At 72.1% G+C, this 16,285-nt stretch carries 13 protein-coding genes and 1 tRNA gene; 11 read left to right on the top strand and 3 right to left on the bottom strand.

The window, feature by feature from the left end; all coding sequences use genetic code 11:
• Positions 1 to 14 precede the first annotated feature (14 nt).
• Positions 15 to 2,975: a sugar-binding protein gene (locus AB0N80_RS04470; RefSeq protein ID WP_363577792.1), complete on the bottom strand. Its 2,961-nt coding sequence runs from the start codon at positions 2,973 to 2,975 to the stop codon at positions 15 to 17.
• Between the two features lie 202 nt (positions 2,976 to 3,177).
• Here AB0N80_RS04470 and AB0N80_RS04465 point away from each other — a divergent pair, with 202 nt between their 5' ends.
• Genes AB0N80_RS04465 through AB0N80_RS04425 form a run of 9 tightly spaced genes read left to right on the top strand, consistent with a single transcriptional unit; the run spans position 3,178 to position 12,687 of the window.
• Complete coding sequence (locus AB0N80_RS04465; protein ID WP_363577790.1) at positions 3,178 to 4,539, top strand: extracellular solute-binding protein; 1,362 nt, start codon at positions 3,178 to 3,180, stop codon at positions 4,537 to 4,539.
• 58 nt (positions 4,540 to 4,597) lie between these two features.
• Positions 4,598 to 5,542, top strand: coding sequence for a sugar ABC transporter permease (locus tag AB0N80_RS04460; RefSeq protein ID WP_363577788.1), 945 nt, complete (start codon positions 4,598 to 4,600; stop codon positions 5,540 to 5,542).
• Complete coding sequence (locus AB0N80_RS04455) at positions 5,539 to 6,468, top strand: carbohydrate ABC transporter permease (protein WP_315993729.1); 930 nt, start codon at positions 5,539 to 5,541, stop codon at positions 6,466 to 6,468. Before AB0N80_RS04460 ends, AB0N80_RS04455 begins: the two co-directional genes overlap by 4 nt.
• Positions 6,465 to 7,346 (top strand): NAD(P)-dependent oxidoreductase, encoded by an 882-nt coding sequence (locus AB0N80_RS04450; protein ID WP_363577786.1) that lies wholly within the window; start codon positions 6,465 to 6,467, stop codon positions 7,344 to 7,346. Before AB0N80_RS04455 ends, AB0N80_RS04450 begins: the two co-directional genes overlap by 4 nt.
• Positions 7,343 to 8,608, top strand: coding sequence for an enolase C-terminal domain-like protein (locus tag AB0N80_RS04445; RefSeq protein WP_363577784.1), 1,266 nt, complete (start codon positions 7,343 to 7,345; stop codon positions 8,606 to 8,608). Before AB0N80_RS04450 ends, AB0N80_RS04445 begins: the two co-directional genes overlap by 4 nt.
• Positions 8,609 to 8,639: 31 nt before the next feature.
• Positions 8,640 to 9,920: a DUF4038 domain-containing protein gene (locus tag AB0N80_RS04440; RefSeq protein WP_363577782.1), complete on the top strand. Its 1,281-nt coding sequence runs from the start codon at positions 8,640 to 8,642 to the stop codon at positions 9,918 to 9,920.
• Positions 9,920 to 10,834 carry a sugar kinase gene (locus tag AB0N80_RS04435; RefSeq protein WP_363577780.1) on the top strand — a complete coding sequence of 305 codons (915 nt, stop codon included), beginning with the start codon at positions 9,920 to 9,922 and terminating at the stop codon, positions 10,832 to 10,834. The genes AB0N80_RS04440 and AB0N80_RS04435 overlap by 1 nt, the downstream gene beginning before the upstream one ends.
• Positions 10,831 to 11,664 carry a hypothetical protein gene (locus AB0N80_RS04430; RefSeq protein ID WP_363577778.1) on the top strand — a complete coding sequence of 278 codons (834 nt, stop codon included), beginning with the start codon at positions 10,831 to 10,833 and terminating at the stop codon, positions 11,662 to 11,664. Before AB0N80_RS04435 ends, AB0N80_RS04430 begins: the two co-directional genes overlap by 4 nt.
• A 12-nt stretch (positions 11,665 to 11,676) precedes the next feature.
• Positions 11,677 to 12,687, top strand: coding sequence for a LacI family DNA-binding transcriptional regulator (locus AB0N80_RS04425; protein WP_315993735.1), 1,011 nt, complete (start codon positions 11,677 to 11,679; stop codon positions 12,685 to 12,687).
• Positions 12,688 to 12,810: 123 nt separating this feature from the next.
• On the opposite strand, the gene AB0N80_RS04420 is transcribed toward AB0N80_RS04425, so the two are convergent.
• Positions 12,811 to 13,287, bottom strand: a complete 477-nt coding sequence (locus AB0N80_RS04420; protein ID WP_363577776.1) for an SRPBCC family protein — start codon at positions 13,285 to 13,287, stop codon at positions 12,811 to 12,813.
• Between the two features lie 90 nt (positions 13,288 to 13,377).
• Positions 13,378 to 13,467 (bottom strand) — tRNA-Ser (locus tag AB0N80_RS04415).
• Positions 13,468 to 13,592: 125 nt separating this feature from the next.
• Here AB0N80_RS04415 and AB0N80_RS04410 point away from each other — a divergent pair.
• Both AB0N80_RS04410 and radA read left to right on the top strand, forming a co-directional pair.
• Positions 13,593 to 14,546 carry an L-lactate dehydrogenase gene (locus AB0N80_RS04410; protein WP_363577774.1) on the top strand — a complete coding sequence of 318 codons (954 nt, stop codon included), beginning with the start codon at positions 13,593 to 13,595 and terminating at the stop codon, positions 14,544 to 14,546.
• Between the two features lie 167 nt (positions 14,547 to 14,713).
• Positions 14,714 to 16,081 carry a DNA repair protein RadA gene (gene radA / locus AB0N80_RS04405; RefSeq protein ID WP_363577772.1) on the top strand — a complete coding sequence of 456 codons (1,368 nt, stop codon included), beginning with the start codon at positions 14,714 to 14,716 and terminating at the stop codon, positions 16,079 to 16,081.
• The last annotated feature ends 204 nt before the right edge of the window (positions 16,082 to 16,285 follow it).

Raw genomic sequence — 16,285 nt, 5'->3', positions numbered from 1 at the left:
CATCGCGAGAGGGGTCAGCGCCGGGCGAGTCGCCGGCGGACGATCAGCGCTCCCGCGCCGAGGAGGAGCGCGCCGAGGGCGGGGAACAGGATGCCGAGCACCGCGGGAGTCCCCGTGCTCGCGAGCGCCCCCGAGCCGGTGGCACCCCCGGCATCGGGCGCGGGGTCCGCCGACCCCCGGCCGCCACCCGGCTGCGCCGGGGTGCCCGGGTCGGTCGGAGTCCCCGGATCGGTCGGGGTGCCCGGCTCCGGCTCGACCGCGGGGAGCAGACGCACGGCGTGGAACTGCGCCGAGTCCTTCTCGGCGGCGATGCCTCCGCCCCAGGCCAGGTAGCCGTCACGGCCCTGGCCGTCGGCCTCGTTCACGATGATCGCGCTCGACAGCAGCGCGGCGTCGCGATCGACTCCGGCGAGCGCCGTCCAGGGCACCGACACCTCGTACACGGTGCGGTGGGTGTCCTCATCGCGGGAGATCGCGACCTCGGTGCCGGGCACGACGCCCGCACCCTGACCGACCGAGAGCCAGCGGTACAGCTGCGGCCCCTCCGAGGTGAGCGCCATGCCGAACTCGTGCCACACGCTCGCCGCCCCCGGCGCGCCACCGGCGACGGTGAACTGCACGGAGTCGCCCTGCCAGATGTTCGCGCCCGTCGCCGGCTGGTCGTGCACGTCGTCGACGACCTCGGCCGAGATGTACAACGCGTCGTCGTCCCAGGTGAGCCACGCGCGCGCCGACTGGTCGTCGACGGCGGGCGGAGTGTCCGTCCCCTCCGGGGTGAACGTCGCCGGTGTGAGGCCGGTCAGGTCGTCGAGCGTGCCGTCGACCGAGACGCGGTGGCGGGCCGCACCATAGGCAGCGGCGACGTCGAGGGGCGCCACGGCGCCCTCGACCCGTACCGCGGCGCCGTCGACGATCGCCTCCGCGGAGAACGTCGTGCGCGCGTCGAGCTCGCCGAGGGGGACGTCGACGGTCACGGCGTCGCTCGCGGGCAGGACGGCGGGCACGTCGGCCGCGGCATCCGTTCCGCCCAGGGTGTACGTCAGGGACTGGAGGGGAAGGTCGGATGCCGAGGCGTTGCTCAGGCTCAGCCGGAGCACGTCCGTGCCGTCCGCCGAGATCGCCTGCGTTCCGGTCAGGGCGACCGGCTCCTCGATCGTCGTGCGCGCCCGCAGCAGGCCGGCGGCGCGGTCGCCGTCGAACAGCCGCGCCACGGTCTCGTACGATCCCGTCGACGTGGGTGCGGGCGCGGAGATGGCGGTGGTCGCGGGTGCGGTGCCGTCGGTGCTCTGTGTGAACGCACGCCCGTCCGGAAGGTTCAGACGCCACGTGGTCGCCGCGCCGTCCGAGCGGCCCGCGACGCTCCAGCGACCGGTCACCTCCGCTCCCACCACACCGGCGTCCAACGAGACCGACGTCTCCGATGCTGCGGCGCCGGTCACGTCGCCGCGCACGTAGAGCGGGTCGTCGTCGACCGTGACGACGACGTCGCCGCCGTCGGCATCCAGGGTGTCGGCTCGGCCGTAGGCGTCGGTCACCGTCACGGCGCCGGTGCCGCTCAGCCGCAGGGTCTGCGCGGTATCCGCCCAGAGCACGCGCAGCGGGCCCTCCGCCGTGTCGAAGAGGTATTGCCGCACCCCCGCGACGGCATCGTCGCGACCGGCGGAGGTCGCTCCCTCGAGCTGCGCGGCGGCGAGGGAGTACGACGCGAAAGCGGGCTTCGGCGTGTAGGCCCCGCGCGTGTCGTCGGCGGCGCGCAGCAGACCGAAGTTCTGCTCGGTCTCGGCCGGGTCGACGCCGTCGGAGACGAGGTCGTACACGTAGTAGCGCGCGGCGTCGTGCGCCGCGGCGATCACGGCGGAACGGGCGATGTCGGACGCCTGTTCGCGCTCCGAGACGGCGCGGGCGTTGGTGCCGGTGGGCCAGCCGTGCTCGGTGATCCACAGCGGCTTGCTCACCCCGCCGTTGTATTGCCGCACGAGCGCGTCGATGCGCGTGAGGGTGTCGTCGAGGGCGTCGGCCGAGACCGGGTAGCTGTAGGGGTGCAGCACGATCCCGTCGACGTACTGCAGCGCCCCGAGGCGGAACGTCTGCTCGAGCCAATCGGTGTTGAGGTTCGCCACCGCCGGCCCAATGACGGGCAGGTCGGGCGCCGCCGCCTTGACGGCCGGGGAGGCCGCGGCGAGAAGGTTCACGTAGTCTTCGGGCGAGGTGCGGGTGTTGCCCCCGAGCCCCAGGTCCCACTCGTTCCACAGCTCGATCCCCGTGGCCTGGTCGCCGAACTCGGTCGCCATGGCGGCGGCGTAGGCCGCGTAGGCGGAGACGGCTTCGTCGCTCGTGGGCCCGTCGCCCCCGTCGTAGAGCGGGTTGCCGTAGCCGGCGAGAAGGAGCGGACGGACGCCGGCCTCCCGCGCCGCGTCGAGGAACTCCGCGCGCGGGCGGTCCCAGTCGTACACGCCCTTCTGCGTCTCGACCTCGCTCCAGTACACCTCGTCGCGCAGCTGGGCGAAGCCGCCCGTGGCCAGCGTGGGCAGGGAGTCGACGCTCCACGACTGCCCGTAATGCGTCGCCGCTCCGAAACGTGCGGTCGCCGAGTCGGCGGCATCGCGATCGGGCAGCACGGCGAAGCTCGTCTCGGCCCGCGCGGCGTCGTCGTCGACCGAGACGGCGAGCGCGTACCAGCCGAGGCCGGATGCCGGCAGCTCGAGCGTGCCGTCGGCATCCTCGGCGCCGTCGGCGACGACCGCGCCGGTCTGGTCGGTGACCGTCCACGCCACCCGGGCGGCGTCGGTGGCATAGGCGATCCGCGGGATCTCCCCCTGGCGGAAGAGGTTGCCGGTGACCAGCGGTGTGAGCGCGACGCTCGGAGCGGCGGCGAGGGCGGGGGATGCCGGGACCAGGAGCGCTGCGCACAGCAACCCCGTCCCGATGAGGCCGCCGCGAACGCGCGGGGGACGGTTTCCAGCAGTGGCGGACACGAATTCTCCTCGTCGAGCGGATTCGGAATCTAGGCAAGCGTTTGCCCTCCAGCAGTGTGGGAGAGGCTGATCGATCTGTCAACACCGGAATGCGCGACGGCGCACCGAAGCGAATCACACTTTGACGCTCAGCCCATGAGGTGCTAGACATCTCAGGGCAAGCGATTTCCCTCTTGCTTCCGCTCTTCGCCAAGGAGTTTCAATGACGAAACGTGTCCGTTCCGTCGCCGCCGTGATCGCACTCGGCGGCCTGTCGGTCGCAGCCCTCGCCGGCTGCAGCTCCCCCTCCACGGGGACCACCGACGGCAAGGTCTCGATTCAGATCGGCGACCGGCCCAGCGCCGACCGACCCGAAGACCGCGCCTACTTCGACAAGCGTGTCGAAGCCTTCCAGCAGGCCAACCCCGACATCACTCTCGAGCCGGTCGAGACGAGCTACGACGCGTCGACCTTCCAGGCACTCTCGGCCGGTGGCAGCCTGCCCACCGTCATGAGTGTGCCGCTGACCGAACCCGCCGGTCTCATCAAGCGGGGCCAGGCCGCCGACCTCACCGACGTCCTGAAGGACGAGGGCCTCCTCGACAGCCTCAACCCCACGGTGCTCAAGCTCGCCGAGAACAGCGAGGGGCGCGCCTACGCCATTCCCACCAACGCCTACTCCTTCGGCCTCGTCTACAACCGCGAGCTGTTCACCAAGGCCGGTCTCGACCCCGATTCCCCGCCCGCCACCTGGGACGAGGTGCGCGCCGCCGCGAAGAAGATCCACGACGCCACGGGCGCCGCCGGCTTCTCCGTCCTCACCACCGCGAACACCGGCGGGTGGCAGTTCTCGGGCATGACCTACTCGTTCGGCGGCACCGTCGAGAACGAGGACGGCTCGCAGGCCACCTTCGACGACAAGCCCTCCACGCAGGCGCTGCAGCTGATCAGCGACATGCGGTGGAAGGACGGCACCATGCCTGAGAACACCCTCTACGACATCCCCACCCAGGGCCAGGACTTCGCCGCCGGCAAGATCGGGATGATCATCGGCGCGAGCGACTCGTACTACAACATCGTGCAGAACCTGAAGCTGCCCGCGGACAGCTTCGGCATCGGCGGGATGCCGCAGGCCAAGGCCGACGAGGGGACCCTCGGCGGCGGCACGGTGCAGATCGTCGACCCGAAGGCGAGCGCCGAGCAGCAGGCCGCTGCGGTCAAGTGGGTGAAGTTCTTCTACCTGCAGCGCTACCTCGACGAGACCACCGCCGTCGACGATGCGAAGGCGTCGAACGAGGCCGGCTCCGTCACGGGCCTCCCGGGGCTTCCCGTCGTCAACAGCGACCAGTACTCCACGTACTTCGACTGGATCGCGGACTACATCAACGTCCCGAGCGCGAACTTCACCCCGTACCTCGACGCGTCGGCATCCATCCCCGTCGTCGCCGAGCCGGTCAACAACGCGCAAGAGGTGTACGGCGCCCTCGACACGGTCGTCCAGACGGTCCTGACCGATCAGAACGCCGACATCCCCTCCCTGCTCAGCACCGCTCAGACCGACGTGCAGTCGCGCCTCAGCCGCTGATCACCCCACCCGGGGCGGGTCGCCGCGCGGCCCGCCCCTCCCTCCCCCGGAGACGTCCATGACCGATCTCGACGAGCGTCCGCGCACCGCCGCGCGAACCACCGCCACTCCCGCGCGCACCGCCCGCCGGCGACGCCCCTGGCGCCCCGGCCTGACCGCGCTGCTCATCGCCGCCCCGGCGATCCTCGTCTACGCCTACTTCTCGTGGGGACCCATCCTCAGCTCGCTCGTGATGAGCGTGCAGCGCGTCGTGTTGACCGGGCAGAGCGACTTCGTCGGTCTCGACAACTTCGTCTACGTCCTGAGCGATCCGGGTCTGCCGCAGGCCGCGGGCAACACGGTGCTGTACACGGTGCTCGCCATCGTCTTCGGCTTCCCGGTGCCGCTCGCCCTCGCGGTGTTCATCTCCGAGATGCGCTCGCGCGCCTGGTACTTCAGCGCCCTCGCCTACCTGCCCGTCATGGTGCCGCCGGTCGTGGCGATCCTCCTGTGGAAGTTCTTCTACGCCCCCGACGCGGATGGCCTGTTCAACACCGTCCTCGGGTGGATCGGCATCGGTCCCCTGCCCTGGCTCAACTCCCCCGCGAGCGCCATGCCCTCGATCGTCCTGGAGACCACCTGGGCGGGAGCCGGAACCGCGGTCATCATCTACATCGCGGCGCTGACGAGCATCCCCGGCGAGCTGTACGAGGCCGCCGAGCTCGACGGCGCCGGGATCTGGCGCCGCGTCTGGCACGTCGCCCTCCCGCAGATGCGCGGGATCATCGGCACGATGCTGCTGCTGCAGATCATCGGCACGATGCAGGTCTTCACCGAGCCGTTCCTGTTCACCGGCGGGGGTCCGCAGGGAGCGACGAAGACGCTGCTCATGACGATCTACGACTACGCCTTCACCCGCGTCGACTACGGGGCGGCGACCGCGCTCAGCGTGCTCCTCGCCCTCGTCCTCGGCCTGTTCTCCCTGGCCTACTTCCGCCTCACGCGCAGCTGGAGCCGCTCATGAGCCTGCTCTCCCTCGGTCGCCGCCGCCCCGCCGCCGCCCCCGAGCCCCTCACCCGCACCAACATCTCGGATGCCGACCGCTCGCGCCCCTCCGTGCGGATCAGCCTCGGCGTCGGTCACGTCCTCGTGCTCGCGGCGCTGATCATCGCCGGCCTCGGGCCGATCGTCTGGCTCGCCCTCGCGGCGGTCTCGCCGACGCAGGACCTCATCCGCGGCCCGTTCTCCTTCTTCTCCAGCGGCGTCGTGCAGTGGGAGAACCTCGGCATCGCGTGGGAACGCGGCCGCATCGGTCACTACCTCACCAACACCGCGATCCTCGCGGCCGGCTCGGTCGTGACCACGCTGCTCGTCTCGACGACCGCCGCCTTCGTCATCACGGTGCTGCGCCCGCGTTGGGGCAAGGTGCTCTCCGGCGCGATCCTCGCCACCCTCTTCATCCCGGGCATCGTCTCGCTCGTGCCGCTGTACCTCACGGTGCGCGAACTGCCGGTCCTCGGCATCTCGCTCATCGACACGTGGTGGGCGGTCTGGCTCCCCGCGGGCGCGACGGCCTTCAACGTGCTGATCATCTCGCGCTTCCTCGAGGCGATCCCCGCCGACCTGTACGAGGCGGCGCGCATCGACGGCGCCGGCCCGCTTCGCATCCTGTGGAGCATCGTCCTGCCCCTGGCGCGACCGATCCTCGGCGTCGTCGGCCTGCTGACCGTGGTGGCGTCGTGGAAGGACTACCTGTGGCCGCTGCTGGTGCTGCCCACCCCCGACAACCAGCCGGTCTCGGTGGCGCTGCCGCGCCTGGCCGATCAGACCGAGCTCAGCGTGCAGATGGCCGCGCTGTTCCTCTCGCTCGTCATCCCGGTGGCGCTGTTCCTCGTCTTCCAGCGCCAGTTCCTGCGGGGCGCGAGCATGGCGGGCGGGGTGAAGGGATGAGCCGCATCCTCGTCACGGGGGCCGACGGAGAGATCGGCCGCGCCGTCAGCGAGAGCCTCGTCGCCGCCGGTCACTCCGTCACCGCCCTGTCGCTGTCGTTCTCGTCGCACCACCCGGCCGACCGCCTCGTCGAGGGGGACGCGACCTCGCCCGACGTGGTCGAGCGCGCGATGGACGACGTCGACGCCGTCGCCCACTTCGCCGCGATCCCGCACCCCACCCTCGGCACCCCCATCGACGTGTTCCGCGTCAACACCGCCGCGACCTTCACCGTGCTCACCCGCGCCGGCGAGCGAGGGGTGCGTCGGGCCGTGATCGCCAGCAGCATCAATGCCATCGGATACCCGAACAACCCCCACGGCGCCTTCCCCCCGGCCTTCCCGCTCGACGCGCACACGCCGCCCGACATCGCCGATGCGTACTCGCTGTCCAAGCTCGTCGACGAGCGCACCGCGGCCTACGCCCACCGCCGCTACGGTCTCGACGTCGTCGCGCTGCGCTTCCCCCTGGTGAAGTGGCCCGACGTGCTGCGCGACGTCGCCCTCGAGTTCGAGGCCGACCCGGGTCGGCTCGCCCGCGAGGGCTGGGCGTACCTCACGATGCACGACGCCACCCGCGCGGTGCAGCGCGCGCTCGAAGCCGACGTCGTCGGCGCGCCCGTGATCCCCCTCAGTGCCGCCGACACCCTGCTGCCGATCGACTCGGCCGAGCTGGTGGCGCGATACGCCCCCGGCACCGTCCTCGCGCACCCGGTCGTCGGGCGCGCCGCCCTCGTCGACACGAGCGCGGCCCGCGACCTGCTGGGCTTCGCGCCGAGCGAATCCATCCACGACGGCACCGCCACCGAACGGGCGTCCCTGATCAGGAGCGAACGATGACCCTCGCCGAGACCGACACGGCCTTCCCACAGCCCTGGTTGCCGCGCGAGGACGTCCGCATCACCGACCTCCGCGCGATCGTCACCGCCCCCGAGGGGATCCCGCTCGTCGTGGTGCGCGTCGACACCGACCAGCCGGGCCTCTACGGCTACGGCTGTGCGACGTTCACGCAGCGCTGGAAGGCGGTCGTGGCGTTCCTCGAGCACGTGCGCCCGCTCGTCGTCGGCCGCTACCCCGGCGACATCGACGACCTCACGCGCCTCGTGCGCTTCACCGGGTACTGGCGCGAGGGACCGGTCGGCAACAACGCGCTGTCGGGGCTCGACATGGCGCTGTGGGACATCGCCGGCAAGAGAGCCGGGATGCCGGTGTACGAATTGTTCGGTGGGCGGGTCCGCGCCGCCGCCGACACGTACCTGCACGCCGAGGGCGCGGATGCCGCGGCGACCACCGACCACGTCCGGGAGCTCATGGCGGCCGGACAGCGTCACGTGCGCATCCAGTCCGGCCAGCAGGGCGCGGGCCACTACGGGGCGCCCCCGCTCGTCGGCGAGTTCGCCTGGGCGAAGCACGCCGCGGGGTGGCGGGTCGAGGACTACCTCGTCGCCACGCCGCGCCTCTTCGCGCACGTGCGCGAAGAGCTCGGCGACGGTGTCGAACTGCTGCACGACGTGCACTCGCGCTTGAGCCCGAGCCAGGCCATCACGCTGACGCGCAGTCTCGAGCCCTACCGCCCCTTCTTCGTCGAGGACGTGCTCGCCCCCGAGCACTGGCACCGTCTCGGCGAGGTGCGTCAGGCGTCACCCGTGCCGATCGCGGTCGGCGAACTGGCGACCTCGTTCACCGATGCCGCCCGGCTCGTGCGCGAGCACCAGGTCGACTACCTGCGCGCGCACCTCTCCGACGTCGGCGGGGTGAGCGCGGCCCGGCGCCTCGCGGTCCTCGCCGACATCGAGGGCGTGCGCACCGCCTGGCACTCCCCCGGCGACGCCTCGCCGTTCGCGGTCGCCGCCGCCGTCGCCCTCGACGTCACCTCGCCCGCCTTCGGCATCCAAGAGGGGCACGTCTACAACGAGGCGGCCCACGAGGTGTTCCCCGGCATGATCGACATCGTCGACGGCTGGCTGACCCCCAACGACGCCCCCGGGTGGGGCATCGAGGTCGACGAGAAGGCCGCCGCCCGCTTCCCCGCAGGGCTGTCCGGCCACGACGCGTGGGCCGCGAAGGTGCGCGCGCCCGACGGCGCGTTGATCGCCCCCTGACCCTTCCGCCCCCTCCGAAGAGAGATCCCGCATGACCTGGTCCCTCGCGCCCTCGCGGCGCTGGCTGCTCCGCGACGGCGAGCCCGCCTTCCTCCTGGCCGACACCGTCTGGGCCGCCTTCGGCGGCGCCCGCCCCGACGAGTGGTTCGATCACCTCGAGCGCCGGCGTCGTCAGGGCTTCAACGCGCTGCTGTTCAGCATCCTGCCGATCGAGCACGATCGCTCCAGCGGCACGCTCTCGCCCTACGCGATCCGCGACGGGCGGCTCGACTTCGCCGCCGGCGACCCCGCCTACTGGGACGACGCCGAGCGCGTGCTCGCCGCCGCCCGCGCGCACGGCTTCACGCCGATGCTCGTGCTGCTGTGGAACAACTTCGTGCCCGGCACGTGGGGGGCCGGTCTCACCCCGGATCACGTGATGGATGCCGAGCAGACGGCGTCGTACGTGGCCGACGCCGTCGCCCGCTTCGCGCGCTTCGACCCGATCTGGATCGTCTCGGGCGACGACGACCTCAACGACGACACCGCTCTCGCGCGCTACAGCGCGGTCGCGGCGCAGGTGCGCAAACTCGCGCCCGACCAGCTGATCACCTGGCACGACACTCCCACGGCCCGGATGCCGGCATCCCTCGCCGACGGCGGACTGCTCGACTTCCACGGCCTGCAGTCCGGTCACAACGAGGCCTGGGACACCCTCCCCGCCGAGCTGACCCGGTACTACCGCGCGATGGACGTCGACCGCCCGATCATCAACCTCGAGCCCTGCTACGAGGGGCTCGGGCGCTTCGCCGGGCGCGCACGGCACTCCGCCGCCGACGTCCGCCGGGCGAGCTGGACGGGTGTCGTCGCGGGCGCCGCGGCCGGCCTCGGCTACGGCGCGCACGGCGTGTGGTCGTGGCACCGGCGGGGCGAGGGCTTCGCCGCGGCCGACGTGCACGGCGATCCCTTCCCGTTCGCGGTGGCCGCGGCCTTCCCCGGCGCCGACGACGTCGCCCTCGTGCGGCGCATCGTGGATGCCGAGCGGCTGTGGGGCCTCGACGGCGACGACGATCTGCTGGTCGACGAACCCTCCGGCGCCGTCGCGGGCCGCACGCCCGACGGCGTCGTCGCGGTGTACGCGCCCGAGGCGTTCGCCCTGACCCTGCGCGGGCGCGCCGACGCGGATCTCGAGGTGAGCGTGTACGACCTCGCCGCGCGCCGCCCGGACGCCGCGCGCTGGAGTCTCGTCGACGGCGGCGTGCGGCTCGCGCAGCCGGAGTTCCCCGGCGACGCCCTCTACGTCATCCGCGGACTCGCACCGATCGGCCGCTGATGGCGAACGTGTTCACCCTCGGCGAGGCGCTCGCGACCTTCTTCGTCGATGCCGGCGGGGAGCCGTCGATGGTCGCCGTCGCCGGAGCCGAGCTGAACACCGCCGTGGGCGTGGCTCGTCTCGGCCACCGTTCGTCGTGGATGTCGCGCCTCGGCGACGACGCCTTCGCCGGCCTCGTGCGCGCGACGCTCGCGGCCGAGGGGATCGACGACCGCTTCGTGCGCGCGGCGCCCGGGGAGAAGACCGGTCTCATCGTCAAGCAGCGCCTGAGCGACGACCTGGTGCGCAGCGAGCACTACCGCGTCGGCTCGGCGGCCTCCGGACTCACCGCCGCCGACTTCACGGCCGACGATCTCGCGGACGTCGACCTGGTGCACGTCTCCTGCATCACGGCCTCCCTCGGCGAGGGGCCGCGTGCGCTCTTCGAACGCGTGGTGCACGAGGCGGCGGGTCGCGGCATCCCGGTCTCGCTCGACACGAACCATCGGCCGCAGCTCATCGACGACGCCGGGCTGCGTGACGCCGTCGACGACGTGATCGAGCACGTGGACACCCTGCTGTGCAATGAAGACGAGGCGCGGGTGCTCACGGGCCTCGACGATGCGGAGGAGGCCGTCGCGACCCTCCTGGCCCGCGGACCGCGCACGGTGGTGGTCAAGCTCGGCCGCCACGGAGCCGTCGCGGGCGACGCCGCGGGCGTGCGACGCTCGCCCGCCGTGGAGATCCCCCCGCCGCACCACCCGGTCGGCGCGGGCGATGCGTTCGCCGCCGGGTGGATCACCGCGGTCCTCGAGGGGCTCCCCGTCGACGGAGCCCTGCGCCGTGCCGCGTGGTGCGCCGCCCGCGTCGTCGCCGACCCGGGCGACCACACCGGCTTCCCCTCCCGCGACCGCCTCGCCGAGGTCGCCGCGTGAGCGCCGGGCCGGCGCGCGTCGCGCTGCGATCGGACGACCTGCTCGTCGAGGTCGACGCCGAGGGGGCGCGCATCGCCCGCCTGACCCATGTGCCGACCGGCCGGGAGATCCTCGCGACCACCCCCTGGGCGGACGAGGCGCGCGACGCGTTCTCGCTCCCCGACTCCAGCGGCGAGTGGCACCGCCGTTACCCGGGCGGGTGGCACGTCCTGCTCCCGCGCGCGGGTGACGCCCCCGCCGGCGTCGCGCCGACGCAGCCGTTCCACGGCGAGGCGGCCTGGCGCACGTGGACGCTGTCGCAGGAGGGCGCCTCGTGTCGCGCCCGCGTGCACCTGCGCACGGTCCCCCTCGAGGTCGACCGCGTCGTCTCGCTCGTCGAGAGCGGACTGCGCGTCGACACCGCCGTGCACAACCACTCGTCCGAGACCGCCCGCATCGGGTGGGCGGAGCACCCGGCCTTCGCGGGCGATCTGTTCGATGACGCCGTGGTCTCGACCGGCGGCGGCGGCCTCGCGGTCGCCCCGGCGCCGTCGGCGGGCTTCGACGACGTCTCGGGGGCCGCGGGCTCGCTCACCGTCGAGGGTCGTGAGCTCGCGCTCGAGCTGAGCTGGGACGCGCGGCTCTTCCCCCGCCTGTTCGTCTGGCGTGAGCGCCGCGGATCGACCGGTTTCCCGTGGTGGGCGCAGGTGGATGCCGTGGGACTCGAGCCCTCGTCCGACCCGTACGCCCAGCCGGGCGACGCCCTCGGCTCGATCGAGGTCGCCCCCGGGGCGACGGTGCGCTCGACGGTGACCCTGCACGTCCGCGGCATCGGCGCCGCGACGGCCTAAGATCGATCCGCAATGGCGAAAGACGCGATCTCCCTCCGCGACGTGGCGGCTCTGGCAGGAGTGTCGGTTCCCACGGCGTCGAAGGTGCTCCGCGGACAGGGCAAGGTCTCCGAGACCACGCGCGAACGCATCCTGGCCGTCGCGAAGCGCCTGGACTACCAGCCCAACGCCCTGGGGCAGTTCCTCGCGCAGGGGCGCAGCGCCACCGTCGCGGTGCTGACCGTGAACGCCCCCGGTGCCTTCACGATGCCGGTGCTCACCGGCGCCACCACCGCCTTCGGCGCTCGCGACCTCTCCGTGCTCGTCTCCGACGCCCATCTGGACCGCGCCCTGTTCGCGGCGACGGCCCGCAAGCTCCGCGCCCGCAGCATCGACGGCCTGCTCGTGATCGGTGACGGCTCGAGCTCCGACATCCACTCCATCAGCGCCGGCTTCACGGTGCCCGTGGTCTACGCCTACGGCCACTCCGACGACGCCGAGGACGCGTCGTTCCTCCACGACGGCTACGGGGCCGGTCGCCTCGCCGGCGAGCACCTCGTCTCGATCGGATGCCGTCGCATCGCCCACGTCTCGGCCGCCGACCACGACCGCTCCGCACGCGACCGCTCGACGGGGCTCTCCGACGCGCTGAGCGAGGCGGGACTCGCGCTCGACCCCGCCCTCGTGCTGCGCGGCGACTGGTCGCAGGCGTGGGGCCGCGCGGCCGCCCAGCGCCTCATCGCCTCGGGCGTCGCCTTCGACGGCGTGTGCTGCGGCAACGACACGATCGCCACCGCCGTCGCCGGGGTGCTGGCCGAGGCCGGCATCCGCGTCCCCCACGACGTCGCGATCACCGGAATGGACAACCTCGCCGGCTCCACCGGCCAGGACGACGACAGTCTCACCACGATCGATCTGCGCCTGAGCGCTCTCGGCGACCGTGCCGCGAACTACCTCGCCGACGTCATCGGCGGCACCGAATACGCCCCGGGCCGCCACGTCGAGCCCGCGCAGCTCGTCCTCGGTCGCTCGACCGCCCGCTGAGCGCGAGGCGGTTCCTCGAGCGCGGGCCCGAGTGTCGTTCCTTCGCCGGAATCGGTGACGGGATCGAGAGAAAACGAGCCGCCGCACAACGGGGCTCCCCGTCGCCCTACGCCGGCGACGCGGTCAGCGCACCGCGGCCAGCACGAGCGGGTCGCTGCATCCTCGAGCGAAGCCCCGGATGCGCCGGTCCATGTCGTGCTGCAGCAGCAGCGCGCCGATCCGTTCGGCGAGCGGCGCCAGCCACCGGGGGCGGCACGCGAAGTTGTAGCGCCACACGGCGAGAGTGCTGTGCGGGTCGTGGGCGACGGGGGTGAACTTCCACCCGCCAGCGAGTCGTTCGAAGAACCACGACCCCTTCGTCATCTTCATGCCGACGTTCGACGGCGGGTTGTATGAGACGTACTCGCTCTCCATGCGGAAGCCGAAACGCTGCACGGTGTGGGTCCGCACGCCCTTGCCCGGGGCGGTCGCGCCGTCGACGAAGTACTGGCGTCGGATGAACGGATCCCATCGCTTGCGGATCTCACCGGTGGTCTGCGAGACGGCGAACGCCGTGCTCGGATCGACCGGGACGACGCAGCGGGACTCGATGACGGGCATGCACTCATCGTGGCAGGCCGCACCTGTCCGCACATCTCGGGAAGAACATGACGAAGGCCCCGAATCCGTGAGGATTCAGGGCCTTCGTGGTGGCGGTGACGGTGGGATTTGAACCCACGGTAGGGGTGAACCTACACAACATTTCGAGTGTTGCACCTTCGGCCGCTCGGACACGTCACCGCCGACTAGCTTACGACACTCTCCGGGATGCCGCGAATCGGCGCCGGATCGGCATCCGGCATCCGTTCCTCCACCGTCGAAGCACCCCTGTGGAGCCGTTTCGCGCGCGCTGCCAGGATCGAGCCATGAGCGTGATCGAGAACTCGAAGCTGACGGTCGTGGGCGCGGGAAGCGTGGGGGCGAGCGTCGCGTACGCGGCTCTCATCCGCGGGTCGGCCCGCCACGTCGCGCTGTACGACATCGCCGCCGAGAAGGTCGAGGCCGAGGTGCTCGACCTCGCCCACGGCACGCAGTTCACCGGATCGAGCGACATCACCGGCGGCAGCGACGTCGCCGTCGCCGAGGGGTCGCACGTCGTCGTCATCACGGCCGGAGCGAAGCAGAACCCCGGCCAGACCCGCACCGAGCTCGCCGCCACCAACGCCCGCATCATCCGCGACATGATGCCGCAGCTGCTCGAGGTCGCCCCGAACGCGATCTACGTGATCGTCACGAACCCGTGCGACGTGCTCACCGTGCTCGCTCAGGAGGCCACCGGCCTGCCGACGCGGCGCATCTTCGCCTCCGGCACGGTGCTCGACACGTCGCGCCTGCGGTGGAAGATCGCCCAGCGCGCCGGCGTCGCCACCTCGAGCGTCCACGCGTGGATCGTCGGCGAGCACGGCGACACCGAGTTCCCCCTGTGGTCGACCGCGACGATCGGCTCGGTCCCCATCACGGAGTTCGAGCTGCCCGACGGCTCTTACTTCGACCAGGACGAACTGGATGCCATCGCCGTCGACGTCCGTGACGCCGCCTACAAGGTGATCAAAGGCAAGGGCGCCACCAACTACGCCATCGGGCTCTCGAGCGCCCGCATCGTCGAGGCGATCCTGCGCGACGAGCACGCGATCCTCCCCGTGAGCACCGTCCTGTCGAACTTCCACGGCGTCGACGGCATGGCCCTGTCGGTGCCGTCGATCGTGTCGGCACGGGGCGCGGTGCCCATCGCCGCGACGCCGTTCTCCGACCACGAGAAGACGCTCCTGCGCCGCTCGGCGGACGCCCTCACGACGGTCGCCGACTCGCTCCGCGGCTGAGGCGCCCTCGCCTCCACCCGCGATGAACGCTCTCCCTGCCGATAGATACGCTCTCGCGCCGTTTTCCCGCACAGGGGGCGTTCATCGGCGCGCTCCCCGGACGTGCCGATTCCGGATGCCGTGGACGAGGCGCGGTCGATGTCGGAGGCCCCGCGTAGCCTGAACCCATGGCATCCCGTCGTCCGGCAACCGCTCCCGCTCCCTACCGGTGCACCGAGTGCGGGTGGACGACGCTGAAGTGGGTCGGGCGCTGCGGCGAGTGCCAGTCGTGGGGCACGGTGGTCGAGGCCGCCGAGCAGACCGGCATCGTCCGATCGATCACGCCGGTGGCGCCGGGAGCGGCCCGCGCCGCGCGGCGCATCACCGAGATCGACACGCAAGACGCCCCGCGTCGAACGAGCGGCGTCGGCGAGTTCGACCGTGTCCTCGGCGGGGGCGTCGTCCCGGGCGCCGCGATCCTGCTGAGCGGCGAGCCCGGCGTCGGCAAGTCGACCCTGCTGCTCGAGGTCGCGGCGCAGAGCGCCCGCGCCGGACGCCGCGTTCTCTACGCCAGCGGCGAAGAGTCCGCCGCGCAGGTGCGCCTGCGCGCCGAGCGCACCGGAGCACTGCACGACGAGCTGTTCCTCGCGGCCGAGACCGATCTCGCCACGATCCTCGGGCACATCGACCAGGTGGAGCCCGGGCTGCTCATCGTCGACTCCGTCCAGACGGTCTCGTCGGCTCACAGCGACGGGGCGGCGGGGCAGCCCGCGCAGGTGCGGGAGGTCGCGTCCGCTCTCATCCGCGTCGCGAAGGAGCGCGGGCTCCCGGTGATCATCGTCGGCCACGTCACCAAAGACGGCTCGATCGCCGGTCCGCGCATCCTCGAGCATCTCGTCGACGTCGTGTGCCACTTCGAGGGCGACCGTCAGACCTCGCTGCGCTTCGTGCGAGCGCTGAAGAACCGCTTCGGCCCCACCGACGAGGTCGGGTGCTTCGACATGACCGGCACCGGTATCGCCGAGGTCGCCGACCCGAGCGCCCTCTTCCTCGGCCACGGCGAGCCCGAGCCCGGAACCTGCGTCACGATCGCGATGGAGGGCCGCCGCGCCCTGCCGGTCGAGATCCAAGCCCTGGCCGTGCGGCAGACGGCTCCCAATCCCCGCCGCATCGTGAACGGCGTCGACTCCTCCCGCGTCGCGATGGTGCTCGCGGTGCTCGAGAGCCGCATGGGTCTCACGCTCTCCGACCGCGACGTGTACGTCTCGACCGTGGGCGGTGTGCGCCTCGTCGAGCCCGCCGCCGACCTGGCGATCGCCATCGCCGTCGCCAACGCGGTGAAGAACCGCAAGGTGTCGAAGCGTCTCGCGGCGATCGGCGAGCTGACGCTCACGGGCGAGATCCGCAACGTCACGCAGGCCGCTCAGCGCGCGTCCGAGGCGAAGCGGCTGGGCTATCACACCGTGCTCGACGCCTCGTCGCGCAAGCTCGCGCAGGCGTTGAACGAGCTGCAGGTGCGCGGCGTCCCGCGCGACGACACCGACCCGGAATTCTGACCCTCCCCCGACGTTCGGCGCGACAGCGGCGGTCGCCCCACCGAGGGCGATGCATACCGTGACGGGAACGCCAGCCGTCCCCCCGTTCGCGGCGCCCGGGGCGGGCTGAACGTCCCCGCCGTCAGCGGCCCGGAGGAGCCGACCGGCGACGGCGGTGCGGGGAGGTAATTCCCAGGACGACGGGGATGACAAGTCCGGCGGCGC

This window comes from Microbacterium sp. NPDC089188, assembly GCF_040685155.1.
GTDB lineage: Bacteria > Actinomycetota > Actinomycetes > Actinomycetales > Microbacteriaceae > Microbacterium > Microbacterium galbum.
This window is presented reverse-complemented; position numbering and strand designations above follow the sequence as displayed.